We start from the raw sequence: 17789 nt of genomic DNA on the forward strand, positions 1-17789 counted from the left end.
CCATGCTATGGAAAAAAGGCCGACGCAGCGACAACGTGGTGGATGCCCGCGATGACAGTGGCGGCGGCGGTGGCGGCATGCGCTTTGGCGGTGGCAAGGGCCTGAGTCTGACGGCGATTGTGCTGATCGTCGGCATTGGCTGGCTGACCGGCCAGGACCCGATGCAGATCCTCGGCCAATTGACCGGCCAGATGGAACAGGCACCGTCGGTCAGCACGCAGTCGCGCCAGGCGCCATCGGCCAATGATGAACAGGCCGATTTCGTCCGCGCCGTGCTCGGCGATACCGAAGACACCTGGGGCCAGGTGTTCCAGGAAAACGGCCTGACCTACAAGAACCCGAAACTGATCCTGTTCCGTGGCCGGGTCAATTCCGCCTGTGGCGGTGCCACCTCGGCCAGCGGTCCGTTCTATTGCCCGGCGGACCAGCAGGTCTATCTGGACCTGGATTTCTTCCGGGAAATGTCCCAACGCTTCCAGGCCGCCGGCGATTTCGCCCAGGCCTACGTGATCGCCCACGAAGTTGGGCACCATGTGCAGACGTTGCTCGGGATTTCCTCGAAGATCCAGGCCGCACGCCAACAGGGCCGGCAGATGCAAGGCGACGGTGGCCTGCTGGTACGCCAGGAACTGCAAGCCGACTGTTTTGCCGGCGTGTGGGCCAACCGTGCGCAAAAACGCCTGAACTGGCTGGAACCCGGCGACATTGAAGAAGCCCTGAACGCCGCCAACGCCATCGGCGATGACCGTTTGCAGCAACAGGGTCAGGGCCGCGTGGTGCCGGACTCGTTTACCCACGGCACCTCGGCGCAGCGGGTTCGCTGGTTCAAGACGGGCTTCGCCCAGGGCCAGATCACGCAGTGCGACACCTTCACCGCCAAGAGTCTTTAAATGAATAAACGATTGGGTTTGCTGCTGGGTCTAGTCGTGTCGTGCTCCGCCCTGGCGGCGGAACACGGCGTCAAAATCGTCAGCCCCGATCGTTTCCACCTGGACGCCGGCGACCTCAGCCTCGGCGTAAGCCAGGACTGGCGCCAGCCGCTGCCCAACGTCTCCCGCGTGTTGATCATCGTGCATGGCCGGCTGCGCAATGCGCAGACCTACCTGCAAAGTGGTGTCGATGCCGCCGAGCATGCAGGTGTGGGCGCGAACACGCTGGTGATTGCGCCGCAGTTTCTGAATGCTTCTGATGTGAAGCGCAACCATTTGGACGGGCAAGTCCTGCGCTGGAATGGCAACGACTGGATGGCCGGCGAGCCTTCCACCGGTCCCGGCCAGGTCAGCTCATACGGCGCCCTCGACCAGATCATCAAGCACCTGGGCAACCGCACACTGTTTCCGGCCTTGAAGGACATCGTCGTCGCTGGTCATTCCGGCGGTGGCCAAGTGGTGCAGCGCTTCGCCCTCATGGGCCATGATCATCCCACCCTGCAAAACGAAGGTATCCGCCTGCGGTATGTGGTGGCCAATCCTTCGTCCTACGCCTACTTCAGCCCGCAGCGGCCAGTGCCGTTCGACACCGCCAACTGCCCCGGTTTCAACGACTGGAAATACGGTCTGCAACACCTGCCGGCTTATGCCAAGGGCCAGAGCGCCGAACAGCTGGAACAGGCCTATGTGTCACGGGACATCACCTACCTGCTGGGCCAGCAAGACACCGACCCGAACCACCCGGCGCTGGATAAAAGCTGTGAGGCCGAGACGCAGGGCGCGTATCGACTGATACGTGGGCACAACTATTTTGACTACCTCAAGCAACGGCATCCGCAGTTGCGCCAGACGCTGGTAGAAGTGCCAGGAGTGGGGCATAACGGGGATGGGATGTTTACGTCGCCCGAGGGGCAAAAGGTGTTGTTTACTCAGTAATACCTGAAGAAACTGGCTCAAAATGTGGGAGGGGGCAAGCCCCCTCCCAAAATTGATCTCTATCGTCTGGGTTAGATCATCCGGCGCAAGACCGCACAGTCTGCGGCATGCCAATCCGCCAATTCCGGCCACGGGTTGTCCGGCAGATTCACCAACACCGTCCTAGCCCCCGCCGCCCGGCCGCAATCCAGGTCAAACCGATAATCCCCCACCATCACCATCGCGCTCGGCGACACATCCCAGGCCGCCGCCAGCTTCAGCAGGCCGCCTGGATCCGGCTTGGGTGGCGCGTCATCACGGCCCAGCACATCTTCAATGGCAAAACAGTCCGCCAGGCCAATCGCTTGCAGCGTCACATGAGCCAGCTCTTGGGCATTACGGGTCAGGATGCCCAGGCGATAACCGCGCCCGGCCAACTCACGCACCAGCTCCACCGCGCCTTCAGCGGCGACCGAACCCAGCGCCAACTCGCGCTCGTGCTCCAGCAACCACGCATGTTTGGCCGCCGCGATATCCGCCGGCAACGCCGCCAGGTGCGTGAGGATGTCGTCCTCGGGCGGGATTTCCAGTGCCACGCGAATGGCCGCAAAGTCATGCACGGCCACGGTGAGGGTGCCGTCCATGTCGAACACCCAGTGCTTAATGTTGCTCAGGCTCATGCCCAGTCCTTGCGGTGGCGGATCAAGCCTTCCTGGGTCACCGAGGCCACCAGTTGCCCGGCGCGGTTGTACACGCTGCCACGGGAGAACCCACGGGAATTGCCGGCCCAAGGGCTGTCCATGGCGTAGAGCAACCAGTCGTCGGCACGCAGGTCGGCGTGGAACCACAGCGCGTGGTCAAGGCTGGCGACCTGCATGTCTTTCTGCCACACGGTCTTGCCATGGGGCAGCAGCGAAGTGGTCAGCAGGCCGAAGTCCGAAGCGTAGGCCAGCAGGTATTTATGCAGCGCCGGTGTGTCGGCCAAAGCACCGTCGGCACGAAACCATACGTACTTGACCGGATCGGACGGCTGCGGGTTGAACGGGTCTTTTTCGGTGACCGGGCGCACTTCAATCGGCTTGGGGCACAGCAGCTTCTCGCGCATGTGCTCGGGGATCAGGTGCGCGCGTTGCTGGGTCAGCTCCAGTTCCGAGGGCAGGTTCTCCGGGCCGACCACCAAGGGCATGGTGGTCTGGTGCTCGAAGCCTTCTTCGTCGTACTGGAACGAGGTGGTGCAGGTGAAAATCGGATGGCCCTTCTGGATCGCGGTCACGCGGCGCGTGCTGAAACTGCCGCCATCACGCACGCGGTCGACCGAATACACCACCGGCAATGCGGCATCGCCGGGGCGCAGGAAATAACCGTGCAGGGAATGCACGTGGCGCGCTTCTTCAACGGTCTGGCTGGCGGCCGACAGCGACTGGCCGAGCACCTGGCCGCCGAACAGTTGGCGAAAACCCAGGTCCTGGCTGCGGCCGCGAAAGAGGTTTTCCTCGATCGGCTCCAGGGTCAGCAGGTTCACCAGATCTTCCAATACTTGGCTCATAGAGCAACTCCTACAATCTATGGGGCATTCCGGGCTGCTATCCGTGCAGCGTGTCCAACCATTGGGCGCGGGTGATGCGGTACAAAACATGTGGGCGCAGCGGGTCATCGGCTGCGACCTTGGGGTGTTCAAAATCGGCCTGGGGATCGTAATGCATACCGATGGCCTGCATGACTTTTTGTGATGGCAGATTGGCTTCGGTGGTGAAGGCGACGATCTCATCCAATTGCAAACGGTCGAACCCACAGCGCAGCGCGGTCCACGCCGCCTCGCTGGCATAACCCAGGCCCCAATGCTCACGGGCCAGGCGCCAGCCGATTTCCACTGCTGGGGTAAACCCCGCGTCAAAGCCGACATGCTGCAGCCCGGTCAGGCCGATGAAGGCGCCGGTATCTTTGCGTTGCAAGGCCCAGAAACCAAAGCCGTACTCGGCAAAATGGCCGCGAATCCGCCCGATCAGCGCGGCGCTTTCCAGATGGCTCAGCCTGGCCGGGAAATAGCGCATCACCTGCGGGTCAGCGCACATGCGCGCAAAGTCCGGCAGGTCCGTGTCGCGCCATTGGCGCATCACCAGACGTGCACTTTCCAATTCGAGTATCGGCTCCATGGGTCCCCTCCCCTTGCCATGTGCGTGAGTGTACAGCGCTGGTAAGATCCTTCGCAGGTTCCCGTCAGAAAATCCCATGCCTTTGCCATTGATCTACCACGATGACTACAGCCCCGAGTTCCCGGCGGACCACCGGTTCCCCATGGACAAATTCCGCCTGTTGCGCGACCACCTGGTGTCCACGGGGCTGACCGAAGACAGCCTGTTGCTGCGCCCCGAGCTATGCCCACCGGAGATCCTGGCCCTGGCCCATGAACCTGGGTATATCGAACGCTACATGAGCGGCGAATTGTCCCGCGAAGACCAACGTCGCCTCGGCCTGCCCTGGAGTGAAGACCTGGCCCGGCGCACGGTGCGGGCGGTAGGCGGTTCGATCCTGGCGGCGGAGCAAGCGCTGGAGCACGGCCTCGCCTGTCACCTGGCAGGCGGCACCCACCACGCCCATTACGACTATCCGGCGGGCTTTTGCATCTTCAATGACCTCGCGGTGATCAGCCAATACCTGCTGGCCAGCGGTCGAGTGAACCGCGTATTGATCTTCGACTGCGACGTTCACCAGGGCGATGGCACCGCACGCATCCTGCATGACACGCCGGATGCCATCACCGTGTCGTTGCACTGCGAAAAGAACTTCCCGGCGCGCAAGGCCCAGAGCGACTGGGACATCCCGCTGCCCATGGGCACGGGCGATGCCGACTACCTGCGCGTAGTCGACGACGCCCTCAATTACCTGCTGCCGCTCTACCAGCCCGACCTGGTGCTCTACGACGCTGGCGTCGATGTGCATAAGGATGACACCCTCGGTTACCTCAAGCTGACAGACGAAGGCGTAGCCGCCCGCGATGAAAGCGTGATGCGCCACTGCCTGGGCCGGGACATACCGGTAATGGGCGTGATCGGCGGCGGCTACAGCAAAGATCGCCCAGCCCTCGCCCGCCGCCACGGCATCCTGCACCACAGTGCACAACGGGTATGGACGTCATCAGGTTGTCATTGAGTGGTGGGTGTTACCCACAATGGCTGTGGAGCGGCCTGTGGATAACTTGAGCGTAAGCGGCTGAAAGCCAGAAGCCATAAGGCCTGTAGGAAAGTGTACGTTTTTTGATCAGGCAGTTAGGCCGACGTCGGGTAGAATGCTCGGCCTATTCACGTCACCGTAGCCCTGCCCATGCCTCAGACCGTACCTCACCACGTCACCATTATCGGCGGCGGCCCTGCCGGGCTGATGGCCGCCGAAGTCTTGAGTCAAGCCGGGGTGCGCGTAGATCTGTATGACGGCATGCCGTCCGTGGGGCGAAAATTCCTGCTGGCGGGTGTGGGCGGTATGAACATCACCCACTCCGAGGCTTACCCGGCCTTCCTTTCGCGCTACGCCGAACGTGCACCGCAGATGGCGCCGTTGCTGCGTGGGTTTGGTGCCGACGGCTTGTGCGAATGGATTCATGGCCTGGGTATCGAGACCTTTGTCGGCACCTCCGGCCGGGTGTTTCCTACAGACATGAAAGCTGCTCCCTTGCTGCGTGCCTGGCTCAAGCGCCTGCGCGAACAAGGCGTGGTTATCCACACCCGGCATCGCTGGACCGGCTGGAATGCCGAGGGCGATTTACTTATCCACAGCCCGGAAGGTGAGAAGGTTGTCCACAGCGACGCCGTGCTGTTGGCCCTTGGCGGCGGCAGCTGGTCGCGGCTGGGTTCCGACGGTGCATGGCTCAATTTGCTGGAAGACAAAGGCGTGCCTTATGTGGCACTGCAGCCGAGCAACTGCGGCTTTGATGTGTCGGCCTGGAGCGAATTACTGGTCAGCAAATTCGCGGGCGCCCCGTTGAAAAACGTCGCCATTGGGCTGGGGGATGACAAACCCCGGCTCGGCGAATGTGTGATCACCGCCACCGGTATCGAGGGCAGCCTGATCTATGCGCTGTCGGCGCCGATCCGCGAGGCGATCAACCGCGGTGGCTCAGCCACGGTGCATATCGATCTGCTGCCGAGCAAGGCACTGGATAAGGTGCTGGCGGCGCTGGCCAAGCCACGCGGTTCACGCTCTATGAGCAAACATTTGCACAGTCAGTTGGGGCTGGATGGGGTCAAGGCGGCGCTGTTGCGTGAGTTGGCGCCAGCCGATCACTTCAATGATCCGGCGCAACTGGCGGTGGATATCAAGGCCTTGCCGTTGAGGCTGGTGAAGACGCGGCCCATTGATGAGGCCATCAGCACCGCAGGCGGCGTGCCGTTTGAGGCGTTGGATGAGCGACTGATGCTCAAGCAATTGCCGGGGGTGTTTTGTGCGGGGGAGATGCTGGATTGGGAAGCGCCGACGGGCGGGTATTTGCTGACGGGGTGTTTTGCCAGCGGCAGAGCGGCTGGGCGGGGGGTTTTGGAGTGGCTTGAGCGCTGAGATTTTTGCTTAGTTCAAAGCCGCCATCGGGGGTAAGCCCCCTCCCACAATGTTGAATGTATTCACAAATCAAAATGTGGGAGGGGCTCGCCCCCGATAGGGCCATCAGCCAAACCGCAAAATCACTTCTTCTTACGCGGCCCAGTATTAAACACCGGCACCTTGCGCACCGGCTTGATCGACGGCTCCACCGGCGCCGATTCCCCGCTGTCCACCCACTTGCCCAGGTTGCGCTTACCGCCGCCGCCACCGGAGGTTTTAGGCTTCTTCGGTTTTTTCGGCTTCTTCACCACTTGCCCGCTGGCATCGGTGTCTGGCACGCGGTGTTCCGGTTCGAAGTCGGGCTCCATCTTGCGGGTCAGGGTCTGACGGGTCAGCATCTCGATGGCCGACAGCATGTTCACTTCATCGGCGCACACCAGGGAAATCGCCTCGCCGGTGTTGCCCGCACGCCCGGTACGGCCGATACGGTGGATGTAGTCCTCAGCCACGATCGGCAGGTCGAAGTTGACCACCATCGGCAGGTCTTCGATATCCAGGCCACGGGCCGCCACATCGGTGGCGACCAGAATCTGCACTTCGCTGCTCTTGAAGCGATCCAGCGCGCGCTGGCGAGTGGCTTGCGGCTTGTCGCCATGGATGCCGTCGGCATTGATGCCCAGGCCCTGCAACTTATCCACCAGCGCATCCACGCCGTTGCGGGTCTTGGCGAACACCAGCACCTGCTTCCAGCGGCCTTTGCGCATCAGGTGCACAAACAGCTCGGCCTTGCGCTTCTTGTCCACCGGCACCACCCACTGCTTGACGGTGTTGGCGGCGACGTTGCGCGGGCTGACTTCGATGCTCAGCGGGTCGTTGAGCATCTGCCCGGCCAGCGTGCGGATCTCATCGGAGAAAGTCGCGGAGAACAGCAAGGTCTGGCGCTTTTTCGGCAACATGCGGTAGATGTTCGCCAGCTCTTCGGAGAAGCCCAGGTCGAGCATGCGGTCGGCTTCGTCCAGCACCAGGGTTTGCAGCTGATTGAGCTTCAGCGCGTTCTGGCGGAACAGGTCGATCAGGCGGCCAGGGGTGGCGACCAGAATGTCGACGCCCTTGCGCAGCTTCATCATCTGCGGGTTGATGCTCACGCCGCCGTACACCGCGTAGGTGGTCAACGGCAGGTTTTGCGCGTATTCGGCGACGCTGGCGTGTACCTGCTCGGCCAGTTCGCGGGTCGGGCACAGGATCAGCGCACGCGCCGAGTTGGCGGCGACTTTCGGCCCTTCCATCGTCAGCAGTTGCAGCAGCGGCAAGGCAAAACCGGCGGTCTTGCCGGTGCCGGTCTGGGCCGCAGCCATCAGGTCGCGACCGGCCAGCACTGCCGGAATGGCTTGCGCCTGCACCGGCGTCGGGGTCTGGTAGCCAAGCGTCTCAAGGGCGCGCAGCAAGGGTTCGATCAGGCCAAGTGTGGCGAAAGTCATGTGTTTACCGTAGGAAAAATTCAGCGCAAGGGCGTAATGCGCGGCAGTTTACCTTATTTCCGGCTTGGGCTTTCGCCACTGGGGCAGACTGATCAACAGCACCGCGCTGATGATCACCAGCATCGCCAAGGCTTCTTCCAGGCCGATGGTCTCGCCAATGAACACAATCCCCAGCAACACCGCCACCGCCGGGTTGACGTAGGCATAACTGGTGGCCGCCGCCGGGCGGACGTGTTTGAGCAGGTACATGTAGGCGTTGAACGCGATGATCGAGCCGAACACGGCCAGGTACGCCAGGGCCAGCCAGCCTTCCAGCGGCGGCATGGCTTGCAGGTGTTCGCCGGTGAGCGCACTGGCGATCAACAGCGTCACGCCGGCTACCAGCATTTCTGCGGCACTGGCCATGGCACCCGGCGGCAGCGGCAGGCGCCGGCTCCACACCGAACCAAACGCCCACGACGCCGCTGCAAACAGCAGCAATGCCGCGCCCATCGGGCTCGACTGCAACGTGCTGCCCATATTGAGCATGGCAATGCCGACCATCCCCAGGATCACGCCCGCCCATTCCAAGCGGGTATTGCGTGCGCCCCAGAAATACCCACACAGCAAGGTGAACAGCGGCACCGTCGCCACCGCCAGCGCAGCCACACCGGACGACACCCCCGTGTGCTCGGCCACGCTCACCGCGCCGTTACCGAAGGTGAGCAGCAAAATGCCGATCTTCGCGGCCGCCTTCCACTGCTCCCAGGTCGGCGCCGGCGCCCCGCGCCAGCGCAGGAAGCCATACATCGCCGCCCCCGCCAGCAGAAAGCGGATCCCGCCCAGCATCAGCGGCGGCCAGTATTCGACGCCGATGCGGATCACCAGATAGGTAGACCCCCAGATCACATACAACGCAAAAAAGGCGGCGATCAACGGTAAGGGAAAGCGACGTGTGCCAGGCATGGGGCGGCTCGAAGGCAGATATAAGAGACGCTTATTCTAAAAAGGCAGGTCGTTAAACATAAGTTACAAAACCTGTTTAAACCGCCCATACACTTTTCAAACCATGGTTATGAAGGCTATAACCCATGCTTTCGAAAGCCACCCGCTACTGGAGCCTTATCATGGACAAATACGACCGCATGCTCCTCAGCGCCCTGCTCGAAGACGGCCGCGCGTCCTACGCGCAACTGGCCCGCACGGTAAACCTCTCCGCCCCCGCCGTGGCCGAGCGCGTGGCCAAGCTGGAAGCCAGCGGGGTGATCACCGGTTACCAGGCCAAGGTGGATATGTCGAAGGTCGGTTTGCCGATCCAGTGTGTGATTGAGCTGAGGCTGACCAATCATGGGAGCCAGAAGGTGTACGACGCACTGGCCGAAATCCCCGAGCTGACCGAATGCCACCGGGTGACCGGCGATCCGTGCGTGATCATGCAGGCTGCGGTGGGGTCAATGCCGCAGTTGGAGAACTTGATCAATCGGGTGGCGAAGTTTGGCTTCAGCAAGACTTCGATCATCTTGTCGAGCGCGATAGAGCGGCGGGTGCCGTTGGGGCAGTTGGCCGTTAATGGGAAATGATGGTGACTGATCTACCGTCATCGGGGGCAGCACTGCAAATTTGAGCGCTCAACGATCAAGTCGACAATTTGCTTGATCGTGGTGATTCCATCCCAATCATCCTGAGTCGCTCGCAGCTTGAACTGCCACTTGATCTGCATGACGAAGCAAGTCAGGTCGTCATCAATGATGGCGAAGTCGTGAATGAAATCCGTCTGTTCCGTCACTTCGCTTCGATCGATAAAACCGATGATATCGACGAACAGCTGAACTACCTTCTCGCTGATTTCGGCTCTGGTCGGATTACCTTCCATTTCTCGCCTCATAAGCACATTTACCAATACTCACTAGATCAAAGACTGCAAGCCCGGCAGCAACGAAAGGAACGCCTCGTCCGATAATGCCAAACACACGGACTGTGCCAAACGTTGCTTTCGCCATTCTGGCCACCGTGGGCTGCCTGATCAAGGTACGAGGGAAAAAGCGCATTCCAATGAGGCTCGCCAGATTCGTCGTTTTGCTGGAGCCAACGTGAACCCATGTGCCCACAGCAACTTTGCTTATAGGTATGCCTGCGGCGCCAGTGAGAACCGTTGCGGCCGTCAAGCCATAGTGTTGCTGTGTACATTTCCAGAGTTCGTCAAACGTGGTGCTCGGCACAGAGGAATCAGCATGAACGGGTTTGAGTAACTGGCACCATGGGTCCAGCCTGGCAAATTAGGTAACACCATGACTGCCGGGCAACTTGTCATCGTGTTTCCCAAATGAAACGCCATGCTTGAAGTTGAGCCGAAATCGATGCCGTTGCCTTGGAGCTCAAACTGGCTTCGCATGATTGCTGTGTGAAGATCGCTTTCCTGCATGACGTAGTCCCTGTACGTAAATGACAGCCGGGATCTTAGGTCGCAGCAAAGGGCTATAGACGGGAGAAGGGAAAATCCAGAAAGGTCCGACATGACAGCAGGGCTAAGCCTACTGACTATTCAGAAAGCAGATAAAAGCCCAAAAAAAACTGTTGTTTCAATGGCCAGCAAGACCGATCCCTTTCATTTGCGGGACGTTTCCGAGAGAATCCCACAGCCTTGTTTCCGTCGGATCAGGTAGCTAGTCTCGTCCAGTCATCGAATGTTCGGTGGCCGGACGTGCAAGTCCGACCAAACATAGGCTTTATAGATGCCCGCAAAATCAGCGCCCATTTATTGCGAGATGGCGCTGGTCTGTTATGGCAGCTGTACGCGGGAGATCTTCGGATCTACTGGGTTTGCCTTTTGTCCCGGTCTTGCACACCCGCGTGCCGCTGCCACCCTAATCGCGTGCAAGCGAATAGACGCAGCTCCTGCTTAACAAGAGGAGTTTCACCATGGTCAAAGTCACCCCCGATCCACCCAGTTTCCTCAGCGAAGACGCCCTGCTCAATCGCCGAGCCATCGACTACTACCTCAAAACCTGCGCCCCAGATGCCCCGCCCTTCATCCTGAACGACAACCTGAGCCTCGAAGACGCCCTCGCCCATGCGGCAGATTTGCTGCATTGCGCGGTGGGCACTGCTCACTCGTCGGGCGAGGCGATGGCTGTGCAGCAGCGGGCAGTGATGCATTTGGTGGAGATGGCGAAGGGCGTGGTGGATCGGGCGTTGGAGTGTGTGCAGCCGCGATGAACACCGCATAACCCATGTGGGAGGGGGCTTGCCCCCGATAGCGGCGGGTCAGTTACAGAAAAACGACTGACACACCACTATCGGGGGCAAGCCCCCTCCCACATTTTGAGCGGCGTTGTTCTGTCAGAACCCGCGATGCTTCTTCAAATGCTCATTGATCTTCGCCGCCGGCACTTTCTGCAGGGTGCACAGAAAATCGTGGGACAGCTCGCGCAAGCCGTGGGTACGCCGCAGTTCGTGGGCCAGGTGCGCCGTGAGGTTGGCCGCCATTTCCGCATCCGCCAGCGCCCGGTGGGCCTGGCCGGTGTGGGGCAGTTTTGCGAATGAGTTCAACGTGCCGAGCTTGTGGTTCGGCGCAGCCGGCATCAATCGGCGGGCCAGCAGCAGGGAGCAGGCGAATTTTTGCAGGCGGGTGCGGCGGATCAGGCCGAGTTCAAAGTCCCAGAACTTCTGGTCGAACGCGGCGTTGTGCGCCATCAGCGGCGTGGTTCCGACGAATTCGTTGACCTCGTTCATCACCCGCTCGGCCGGTGGAGCGCTGCGCAGCATGGCGTTGCTGATGCCCGTGAGTTGTTCGATAAAGCCCGGCACGCGCACGCCTGCGTTCATCAGGCTCTGGTAGCGGTCCACGATCTGGCCACGCTCAAGGATGACCACGGCAATTTCCGTGGCCCGGCAGTGGCTGCTCGGCGTGATGCCGGTGGTTTCAAAGTCGATGACCGCTATACGTTCCAAACCTGTTCCAACTCCGTCTGAGCATTTATTTGAGCAGCAGCGCGCCTTCGATCGGCACGTAGCGGCTGGCGGCGCGTATCAGTGAATTGGCCGTCAGCCCCGGTACGCCGTAGGCCACAGCTTCAACCCCATGCTTTTGGATGATGCGTTCGAGCAGCATGTCGAAATCACCGTCGCCGGAGGCCAGCACCACTTCGTCCACGTGATCGGCGGCGTCCATGATGTCGAGGGTGATGCCCACGTCCCAGTCGCCCTTGGCCGAGCCGTCACTGCGCTGGATGTACGGTTTGAGTTTCACCGTAAAGCCCAGGTTGCGCAGGATCTGCTGGAATTGCTGCTGCTTGCTGTCGCCACGGTCGATGGCATAGGCGTACGCCTCGACGATCTGCCCGCGGGAGCCGATGTCTGCCCAGAGGGCGGCGTAGTTGAAGTGGCAGCCGTATGCCTGGCGGACGGTGTAGTAGAGGTTTTGTACATCGGCGAACACTGCAATTTTCTTCACCGCACTTCCTCATGACAGCCAGGCGCCAGAGCCCGGAAAGGGTGCCAGTATGCCAGCCGCGAGAAAGTTTCCGGAAAAAATCAGACCGGGACGCCGCAGCGCCCCGGACTAGGTATGTCAGACGAAGGAATCGTCGTCGCCAAAGGAAGAGGAATCGTCGGAATAATCGCTGTCGGCAAAACTGTCCGCGTTGTTGCCGCCCCAGTTGTCATTGCCGGCAAATTTCTGGTCATCATTGCCCCAGCCGCCTTGATCGCTGGCCGGTGCCGGCTGCTCGATGATTTCTTCCACCACCTGCGGCTGCTGGTTGTGATGGAACAGGCTGCTGATGCCTTCGGCCAGCAATACACCACCGGCCACGCCGGCGGCGGTTTTCATCGCGCCGCCGAGGAAGCCACTGCCCATTGGCGCGGCGGCGGCCGGTTGTTGGGGCTGTTGATAGTTTTGCTGCGGCGCGGGCTGGCCGCCGAACGAAGGCCGCGTTGGCTCACGCCAGCCGCCGCCCGAATTGCTCGGCGCCGGTTGCGCGTCACGGGAACCGCCGCCGCCAAAGATGCTCGACAAGAAACCACCGCCGCTCGACGCCGCCGGCTGCGTGGATTTGGCCCGCTGCAACTCTTCCTGCAATTGCTGGATCTGTTGCGCCTGCTGTTTGTTCTGCGCGTCGAGACTCTTGAGTGCGTGTTCCTGCACCAGAATCGACTGGGTCATGTAGTACCCGGCGGCCGGTTGGCGAGTCATGTGCTCCTTGATCCGCGCTTCGGCCTGGGCGTCGCGGGGGGCTGAGTCCGTTTCGGCTTGCTGCAACCGTGAAAACAGTCCATCGATCAGGGTTTGCTCTTCGCTGTTCATGGCGACCTCGTTAGATTGCCGGTAGAAATTCTGGTCCCGCCTGTGATCAGGTCGGGTGCTTTCCAGTTATGGGGGTGTTACGAGTTGTTTCAATGGTCTTTACTCAAGGTTTACGTTTGTGCCCCTCTGACCGTGATCGGTTAAAGTGTCGCCCTTGTTTCCAGGCCTGCGATGAACCTGATGAATCCGTTAGACGTCTTGCGCGACTCCCTCCGTTTTACCCGCAGCAACCTGGGCGCCATCGTCCAGTTGTGCCTGCCGCTGGTGATTCTCGAAGCCTTGCTGCAACAGATACTGGACCACACGCTAGGCGCGGATGCGTTTGCCGGCTACAGCGTGGTGGTGGGGTTATTGGTGTACCCGCTGTACACCGGCGCGCTGATACTGTTCCTCGATGCGCGCACCCGTGGCGAGTCGCCGCGCACCAAGGATGTGTGGGCGATGGCGCTGGCCTTGTGGCCGCGTTTTGCGCTGCTGACGGCCATGAGCACGCTGCTGATCCTGCTGGGCCTGTCGCTGTATTTCCTGCCGGGCCTGTGGCTGATGGTGGTGCTGGCCTTCGCCGAGTACCTGCTGGTGCTGCGCGGCATGCCGGCACTGGAGGCGATGAAGGAAAGCTTGCGTCTGACCCGTGGGCATTTCTGGCGGATCCTGGTGTGCCTGCTGTGCGTCATGACCCCGCTGTGGCTGCTCAAAGGCGCCAGCGTGGCGGCGTATCCCAACCCGGCGCCGTTGCTGGGGCTGTTGATGGACAGTGCCCACAGCTTCCTGCAGTTGTTCACCAGTGTGGTGCTGTTCCGTTTATTCATGCTGATCGGTGGCGATGCCGACGCGCGGTGATATGCTCCGTGCCATTCCTGAAACGCTATAAGCCGAGCCGATGACCCGTTTATTGCGCATCACCTTGCTGGGCCTGCTGATTCTCGCAGGCGTGCTCACCGCCCTGATCTACAGCCTGACCTGGCGCCCCGCGCCCAAGGAAACCTTGCCAGTGAGCTGCGTCGCGCCCCGTGCGCCGACGCTGCTGCCGGGGCAGGCGCTCAAGGTCATGACGTGGAACGTGCAATACCTGGCCGGCAAGAACTACGTGTTCTGGTACGACACCCCCGACGGCAACGGCCCGGACGACCGCCCCACCGTGGAAGATATGGCCGTGAGCCTGGACGAAGTGGCGCGGGTGATTCGCGACGAACAGCCCGACATCCTGCTGTTGCAGGAACTCGACGAAAACGCCAAGCCCTCCCATTACCAGGACCAGTTCGCGCTGTTGCAGGAACGCCTGGTCGACCTCTACCCGTGCAGCGCCCAGGCCTTCGACTGGAAGGCCGACTTTGTGCCCGACCTGCATATCTTCGGCAGCGTCGGCCGCAAACTCGCGACCCTCAGCCGCTACCAGATCGAACACGCCGAACGCCTGCAACTGCCGGCGCCGGACGCCAACATCATCCGCCGCCAATTCCAGCCAAAACCGGCCTTGCTGCTGACCTACCTGCCCCTGAGCGACGGCGGCCAACTGGCGGTGCTCAACACCCGCCTGGACGACGACGCACCTGGGCGCAGTGCCGTGCAGGAGCAAGTGCAAGCCACCGTGAAATTACTGGATAAATTCGAAGGCCGCGGCACCCCGTGGCTGATCGGCGGCGACTTCAACCTGCTGCCACTGGGGCAATTCCTACGGTTGGATGCTGGCAAGCGCGGGCAGTATTCGCCGGACAGCGAACTGCATTTGTTGTGGGACAAATACCCGATGATCCCGAGCAACAGCCAATCCAGCGGGATAAACCGTGAAAAATGGCTGACGTATTTCCCCAATGACCCAAGCCTGGACGGGCCGGATCGCACGGTGGATTACCTGTTCTATAGCTCGCGGATCAAGCGGGTGGAGGCGAAGGTGCGACAGGAGGATACGTTGCGTATCTCAAATCATCTGCCGGTAATAGCCCGGTTCCTGCTGCCCGCCGCGCAATAACTAACGCTAAAGATCCAAATGTGGGAGGGGGCTTGCCCCCGATGGCGGTGTATCAATTGAAATACCTTTCACTGACCTACTGCTATCGGGGGCAAGCCCCCTCCCACATTTGGATCTCTGTAACGCTTACTTGCGCGGCTTGATCCGGGCCGTCGGCTCGGCGATCAACGGATCATCCGGCCAATAGTGTTTCGGATAACGCCCCTTCAAATCCTTCTTCACCTCGGCGTAGGTACTGCGCCAGAAATTCGCCAGGTCCTGCGTCACCTGCACCGGCCGCCGCGCCGGGGACAGCAGGTGCAACTTCACCACCTGACGCCCGCCGGCAATACGTGGCGTATCCGCCAGCCCGAACAGCTCCTGCAAACGCACCGCCAGGATCGGCGGCTGTTCGCTGTAGTCCAGGCGCACCGACGAGCCAGACGGCACTTTCACATGCTGCGGCGCCAGTTCGTCGAGGCGCTGGGGCAGCGGCCAGGGCAGCAGGTTGTGCAGGTAGCTGGAGATATCCAGGCTGGCAAAATGGCTCAGGCGTGAGACTTTGCCCAGGTAGGGCATCAGCCAGTGCTCCAAACCGGCGAGCAAGGCCTTGTCGCTGATGTCGGGCCATTCGCTGGTTTTGCCGGTGTCCAACTGGCGCAGTAGCATCACGCGGGCCTGCCATTGGCGCAGCTCGGGCGTCCAGGGCAACAGTTCCAGGCCTTTGCGCCGCACCAGATTGACCAGCGCCTGGCTGCGTGCGGATTCGTCGAGGCCGGTCAGCGGTTCGCGGCTGAGCACCAGTTCACCGACTTTGCGCTGGCGTTCGGCGCGCAACACGCCTTCGCGCTCGTCCCAGTCCAACTGGTCAACATTGCGCACTTGCTCGGCGAGTACCGACTCGAACAGCGCTGGATCAAAATCCGCTGCCAGGTAGATGCGTTCTTCGCGCTGGCCCTGGCGGCTGCCCAGGTCGGCGATGACCAGCCAGGGTTGTTTCATCAGGCTGTCGGCTTCGGCGAACAGCGCAGCGCGGCCGTTGGCCAGGCGGTATTCGGCGCCGCCGGGGCGGCGTTGCTGGGCGACGCGGTCCGGGTACGCCAGGGCGAGCAAAGCGCCGAGCCAACGTGGATGCTCGGGATCGGCCACCGGTTGCGTGGCCTTGCCTCGCAAATACCCGCGATATTGCCGCGCCAATTGCCTGGCCCGTTGTACGCCGCCTTGGGTGCCCCGCGCCCGTTCTTCGCCGGAGAGCAACGCCAGACGACTGTGCACATCCGCGCCGCCGCCGCGCAAGATATCGCGCTCACCCAACAAGGCGGCAACATCACACGCGGTGGCCGCCAGCCCCAGGTCCTGCCCGCGCAGCAGCAAATGGGCGATGCGCGGGTGAGCCGGCAATTCGGCCATTTTCTGGCCATGGCCGGTCAGTGTGTCTTCGTTTAATGCGCCGAGGCGTTGCAACAGATCCTGGGCCTGGGCATAGGCGGCGGTCGGAGGCACATCCAGCCACACCAGTTGCGTCGGCGTAACGCCCCAGCGCGCCAGTTGCAAGGCCAGGCCGGCGAGGTCCGCCGCGAGGATTTCCGCACTGCCATACGCGGCCAGGCCTTCATGCTGGTCCTCGGACCACAATCGATAACACACGCCCGGTTCCAGGCGCCCTGCCCGGCCGGCACGCTGGGTGGCGCTGGCACGGGAGATACGCTGGGTGTCGAGGCGGGTCATGCCGCTGCCGGGGTCGAAACGCGGCACCCGCGCCAACCCGGCGTCGATCACCACGCGCACGCCGTTGATGGTCAGGCTGGTCTCGGCGATGTTGGTGGCCAGTACGATTTTGCGTTTACCTGCGGGTGCCGGGTCGATGGCGGCGCGCTGGGCGTTCAAGTCCAACTCGCCATGCAGCGGGCACAACAGCACATCCGGGCGATCACCCAGCGCGTCGGCCAGTTGCTGGTGGACCCGGCGAATCTCGGCCTGCCCCGGCAGAAACACCAGCACGCTGCCGGTCTCGTCATGCACCGCTTCGAGGACGGTCTGCACCACCCGCAGCTCGATAAATTCGCCAGCCTGGTACGGCCGGCCCCAGCGCATCTGCACCGGGAACATGCGCCCCTCACTGCGCAGGATCGGCGCGTCATCCAGCAGGCTGGCCAGGCGCTCGCCCTCAAGGGTGGCGGACATCAGCAGGATTTTCAGCGGCTGTTCGTCGCGAAACAGCTCGCGGCCGTTGAGGCTCAGGGCCAGCGCCAGGTCGGCGTCGAGGCTGCGTTCATGGAACTCGTCAAAGATCAGCAGGCCCACACCGTCCAGCGCCGGGTCGTCCTGCAGGCGACGGGTGAGGATGCCCTCGGTAACCACTTCGATGCGCGTGTTGGGGCCGACTTTACTGTCGAGGCGGATGCGGTAGCCGACGGTTTCGCCGACCTTTTCACCCAGCTCACTGGCCAGGCGTTCGGCAGCGGCGCGTGCGGCCAGGCGGCGTGGTTCGAGCATCAGGATGGTCTGCCCGGCCAGCCAGGGCTCGTTTAATAAGGCCAAGGGCACACGGGTGGTTTTACCGGCGCCGGGCGGCGCTTCCAGCACGGCTTCATGGCGATTCGCCAAGGCGTCACGCAGGGCGGGTAAAACATCATCGATTGGCAACGAATTCATACTGGCTCCAAAGCAGAGCGGCGAGTATAACGGCGAACTGCCGGATGCCG

The 17789-nt window shown here is 61.8% G+C and carries 18 protein-coding genes; 8 read left to right on the forward strand and 10 right to left on the reverse strand.

Annotated features, from left to right (window positions below; translation table 11 throughout):
• The first annotated feature begins 2 nt into the window (after positions 1 to 2).
• Together DNK50_RS27910 and DNK50_RS27915 are read left to right on the forward strand one after the other, a co-directional pair.
• Positions 3 to 890 carry a neutral zinc metallopeptidase gene (locus DNK50_RS27910; RefSeq protein WP_112196818.1) on the forward strand — a complete coding sequence of 296 codons (888 nt, stop codon included), beginning with the start codon at positions 3 to 5 and terminating at the stop codon, positions 888 to 890.
• Positions 891 to 1865, forward strand: coding sequence for an alpha/beta hydrolase (locus DNK50_RS27915; RefSeq protein WP_112196819.1), 975 nt, complete (start codon positions 891 to 893; stop codon positions 1863 to 1865). It abuts the gene before it with no gap.
• Between the two features lie 71 nt (positions 1866 to 1936).
• Here DNK50_RS27915 and DNK50_RS27920 read toward each other — a convergent pair whose 3' ends face one another.
• The 3 genes from DNK50_RS27920 to DNK50_RS27930 are packed head-to-tail and all read right to left on the reverse strand — an operon-like array spanning position 1937 to position 3997.
• Complete coding sequence (locus DNK50_RS27920) at positions 1937 to 2524, reverse strand: HAD family hydrolase (protein ID WP_112196820.1); 588 nt, start codon at positions 2522 to 2524, stop codon at positions 1937 to 1939.
• Positions 2521 to 3390: an acyl-CoA thioesterase II gene (gene tesB, locus DNK50_RS27925; protein ID WP_112196821.1), complete on the reverse strand. Its 870-nt coding sequence runs from the start codon at positions 3388 to 3390 to the stop codon at positions 2521 to 2523. Before tesB ends, DNK50_RS27920 begins: the two co-directional genes overlap by 4 nt.
• 37 nt (positions 3391 to 3427) lie before the next feature.
• The gene (locus tag DNK50_RS27930; protein ID WP_112196822.1) at positions 3428 to 3997 is read right to left on the reverse strand and encodes a GNAT family N-acetyltransferase; all 570 of its coding nucleotides are present in this window, start codon (positions 3995 to 3997) and stop codon (positions 3428 to 3430) included.
• 76 nt (positions 3998 to 4073) lie between these two features.
• On the opposite strand from DNK50_RS27930, the gene DNK50_RS27935 reads away from it, so the two are divergent.
• Together DNK50_RS27935 and DNK50_RS27940 are read left to right on the forward strand one after the other, a co-directional pair.
• Positions 4074 to 4994, forward strand: coding sequence for a histone deacetylase (locus DNK50_RS27935; RefSeq protein ID WP_112196823.1), 921 nt, complete (start codon positions 4074 to 4076; stop codon positions 4992 to 4994).
• Between the two features lie 171 nt (positions 4995 to 5165).
• On the forward strand, positions 5166 to 6392 hold the full coding sequence (locus tag DNK50_RS27940; RefSeq protein ID WP_112196824.1) for a TIGR03862 family flavoprotein: 1227 nt from the start codon (positions 5166 to 5168) through the stop codon (positions 6390 to 6392).
• A 122-nt stretch (positions 6393 to 6514) separates the two neighbouring features.
• Here the strand turns inward: DNK50_RS27940 and DNK50_RS27945 are convergent, their stop codons facing one another.
• Positions 6515 to 7852 (reverse strand): DEAD/DEAH box helicase, encoded by a 1338-nt coding sequence (locus DNK50_RS27945; RefSeq protein WP_112196825.1) that lies wholly within the window; start codon positions 7850 to 7852, stop codon positions 6515 to 6517.
• Positions 7853 to 7900: 48 nt separating this feature from the next.
• Positions 7901 to 8797 (reverse strand): drug/metabolite exporter YedA, encoded by an 897-nt coding sequence (yedA, locus tag DNK50_RS27950; protein WP_099584705.1) that lies wholly within the window; start codon positions 8795 to 8797, stop codon positions 7901 to 7903.
• A 161-nt stretch (positions 8798 to 8958) separates the two neighbouring features.
• Here yedA and DNK50_RS27955 point away from each other — a divergent pair, with 161 nt between their 5' ends.
• Positions 8959 to 9411, forward strand: coding sequence for an Lrp/AsnC family transcriptional regulator (locus tag DNK50_RS27955; protein WP_099584704.1), 453 nt, complete (start codon positions 8959 to 8961; stop codon positions 9409 to 9411).
• A gap of 17 nt (positions 9412 to 9428) precedes the next feature.
• Here DNK50_RS27955 and DNK50_RS27960 read toward each other — a convergent pair whose 3' ends face one another.
• Positions 9429 to 9704 (reverse strand): acyl carrier protein, encoded by a 276-nt coding sequence (locus DNK50_RS27960; RefSeq protein ID WP_112196826.1) that lies wholly within the window; start codon positions 9702 to 9704, stop codon positions 9429 to 9431.
• Between the two features lie 1046 nt (positions 9705 to 10750).
• Between DNK50_RS27960 and DNK50_RS27970 the strand changes: the two genes are divergently transcribed.
• Complete coding sequence (locus tag DNK50_RS27970) at positions 10751 to 11047, forward strand: DUF6124 family protein (RefSeq protein WP_112196827.1); 297 nt, start codon at positions 10751 to 10753, stop codon at positions 11045 to 11047.
• 123 nt (positions 11048 to 11170) lie between these two features.
• Here DNK50_RS27970 and DNK50_RS27975 read toward each other — a convergent pair whose 3' ends face one another.
• The 3 genes from DNK50_RS27975 to DNK50_RS27985 all read right to left on the reverse strand — a co-directional run bounded on the left by DNK50_RS27975 (position 11171) and on the right by DNK50_RS27985 (position 13136).
• The gene (locus tag DNK50_RS27975; protein WP_112196828.1) at positions 11171 to 11782 is read right to left on the reverse strand and encodes a PolC-type DNA polymerase III; all 612 of its coding nucleotides are present in this window, start codon (positions 11780 to 11782) and stop codon (positions 11171 to 11173) included.
• A gap of 25 nt (positions 11783 to 11807) precedes the next feature.
• Positions 11808 to 12284 (reverse strand): NYN domain-containing protein, encoded by a 477-nt coding sequence (locus DNK50_RS27980; protein ID WP_099584700.1) that lies wholly within the window; start codon positions 12282 to 12284, stop codon positions 11808 to 11810.
• A gap of 117 nt (positions 12285 to 12401) precedes the next feature.
• A complete protein-coding gene (locus DNK50_RS27985) occupies positions 12402 to 13136 on the reverse strand; it encodes a DUF2076 domain-containing protein (protein WP_112196829.1) in 735 nt (244 codons plus the stop codon).
• Between the two features lie 180 nt (positions 13137 to 13316).
• Between DNK50_RS27985 and DNK50_RS27990 the strand changes: the two genes are divergently transcribed.
• Complete coding sequence (locus DNK50_RS27990; protein WP_099584828.1) at positions 13317 to 13976, forward strand: YciC family protein; 660 nt, start codon at positions 13317 to 13319, stop codon at positions 13974 to 13976.
• A 40-nt stretch (positions 13977 to 14016) separates the two neighbouring features.
• Entirely contained in the window at positions 14017 to 15105 is a 1089-nt protein-coding gene (locus DNK50_RS27995; protein WP_099584698.1) for an endonuclease/exonuclease/phosphatase family protein, read from the forward strand.
• Positions 15106 to 15231: 126 nt separating this feature from the next.
• Here the strand turns inward: DNK50_RS27995 and hrpB are convergent, their stop codons facing one another.
• A complete protein-coding gene (gene hrpB / locus DNK50_RS28000) occupies positions 15232 to 17739 on the reverse strand; it encodes an ATP-dependent helicase HrpB (protein ID WP_112196830.1) in 2508 nt (835 codons plus the stop codon).
• Positions 17740 to 17789: the final 50 nt, after the last annotated feature.

Source organism: Pseudomonas sp. LG1E9, from assembly GCF_003290225.1.
Classification (GTDB): Bacteria; Pseudomonadota; Gammaproteobacteria; order Pseudomonadales; family Pseudomonadaceae; genus Aquipseudomonas; species Aquipseudomonas cyclaminis.

Bases quoted from the DNA above. Each gene is read 5' to 3' on its own strand.
- DNK50_RS27910 (WP_112196818.1), top strand. From the start codon at position 3: ATGCTATGGAAAAAAGGCCGACGCAGCGACAACGTGGTGGATGCCCGC.
- DNK50_RS27915 (WP_112196819.1), top strand. From the start codon at position 891: ATGAATAAACGATTGGGTTTGCTGCTGGGTCTAGTCGTGTCGTGCTCC.
- DNK50_RS27920 (WP_112196820.1), bottom strand. From the start codon at position 2,524: ATGAGCCTGAGCAACATTAAGCACTGGGTGTTCGACATGGACGGCACC.
- tesB (WP_112196821.1), bottom strand. From the start codon at position 3,390: ATGAGCCAAGTATTGGAAGATCTGGTGAACCTGCTGACCCTGGAGCCG.
- DNK50_RS27930 (WP_112196822.1), bottom strand. From the start codon at position 3,997: ATGGAGCCGATACTCGAATTGGAAAGTGCACGTCTGGTGATGCGCCAA.
- DNK50_RS27935 (WP_112196823.1), top strand. From the start codon at position 4,074: ATGCCTTTGCCATTGATCTACCACGATGACTACAGCCCCGAGTTCCCG.
- DNK50_RS27940 (WP_112196824.1), top strand. From the start codon at position 5,166: ATGCCTCAGACCGTACCTCACCACGTCACCATTATCGGCGGCGGCCCT.
- DNK50_RS27945 (WP_112196825.1), bottom strand. From the start codon at position 7,852: ATGACTTTCGCCACACTTGGCCTGATCGAACCCTTGCTGCGCGCCCTT.
- yedA (WP_099584705.1), bottom strand. From the start codon at position 8,797: ATGCCTGGCACACGTCGCTTTCCCTTACCGTTGATCGCCGCCTTTTTT.
- DNK50_RS27955 (WP_099584704.1), top strand. From the start codon at position 8,959: ATGGACAAATACGACCGCATGCTCCTCAGCGCCCTGCTCGAAGACGGC.
- DNK50_RS27960 (WP_112196826.1), bottom strand. From the start codon at position 9,704: ATGGAAGGTAATCCGACCAGAGCCGAAATCAGCGAGAAGGTAGTTCAG.
- DNK50_RS27970 (WP_112196827.1), top strand. From the start codon at position 10,751: ATGGTCAAAGTCACCCCCGATCCACCCAGTTTCCTCAGCGAAGACGCC.
- DNK50_RS27985 (WP_112196829.1), bottom strand. From the start codon at position 13,136: ATGAACAGCGAAGAGCAAACCCTGATCGATGGACTGTTTTCACGGTTG.
- DNK50_RS27990 (WP_099584828.1), top strand. From the start codon at position 13,317: ATGAATCCGTTAGACGTCTTGCGCGACTCCCTCCGTTTTACCCGCAGC.
- DNK50_RS27995 (WP_099584698.1), top strand. From the start codon at position 14,017: ATGACCCGTTTATTGCGCATCACCTTGCTGGGCCTGCTGATTCTCGCA.
- hrpB (WP_112196830.1), bottom strand. From the start codon at position 17,739: ATGAATTCGTTGCCAATCGATGATGTTTTACCCGCCCTGCGTGACGCC.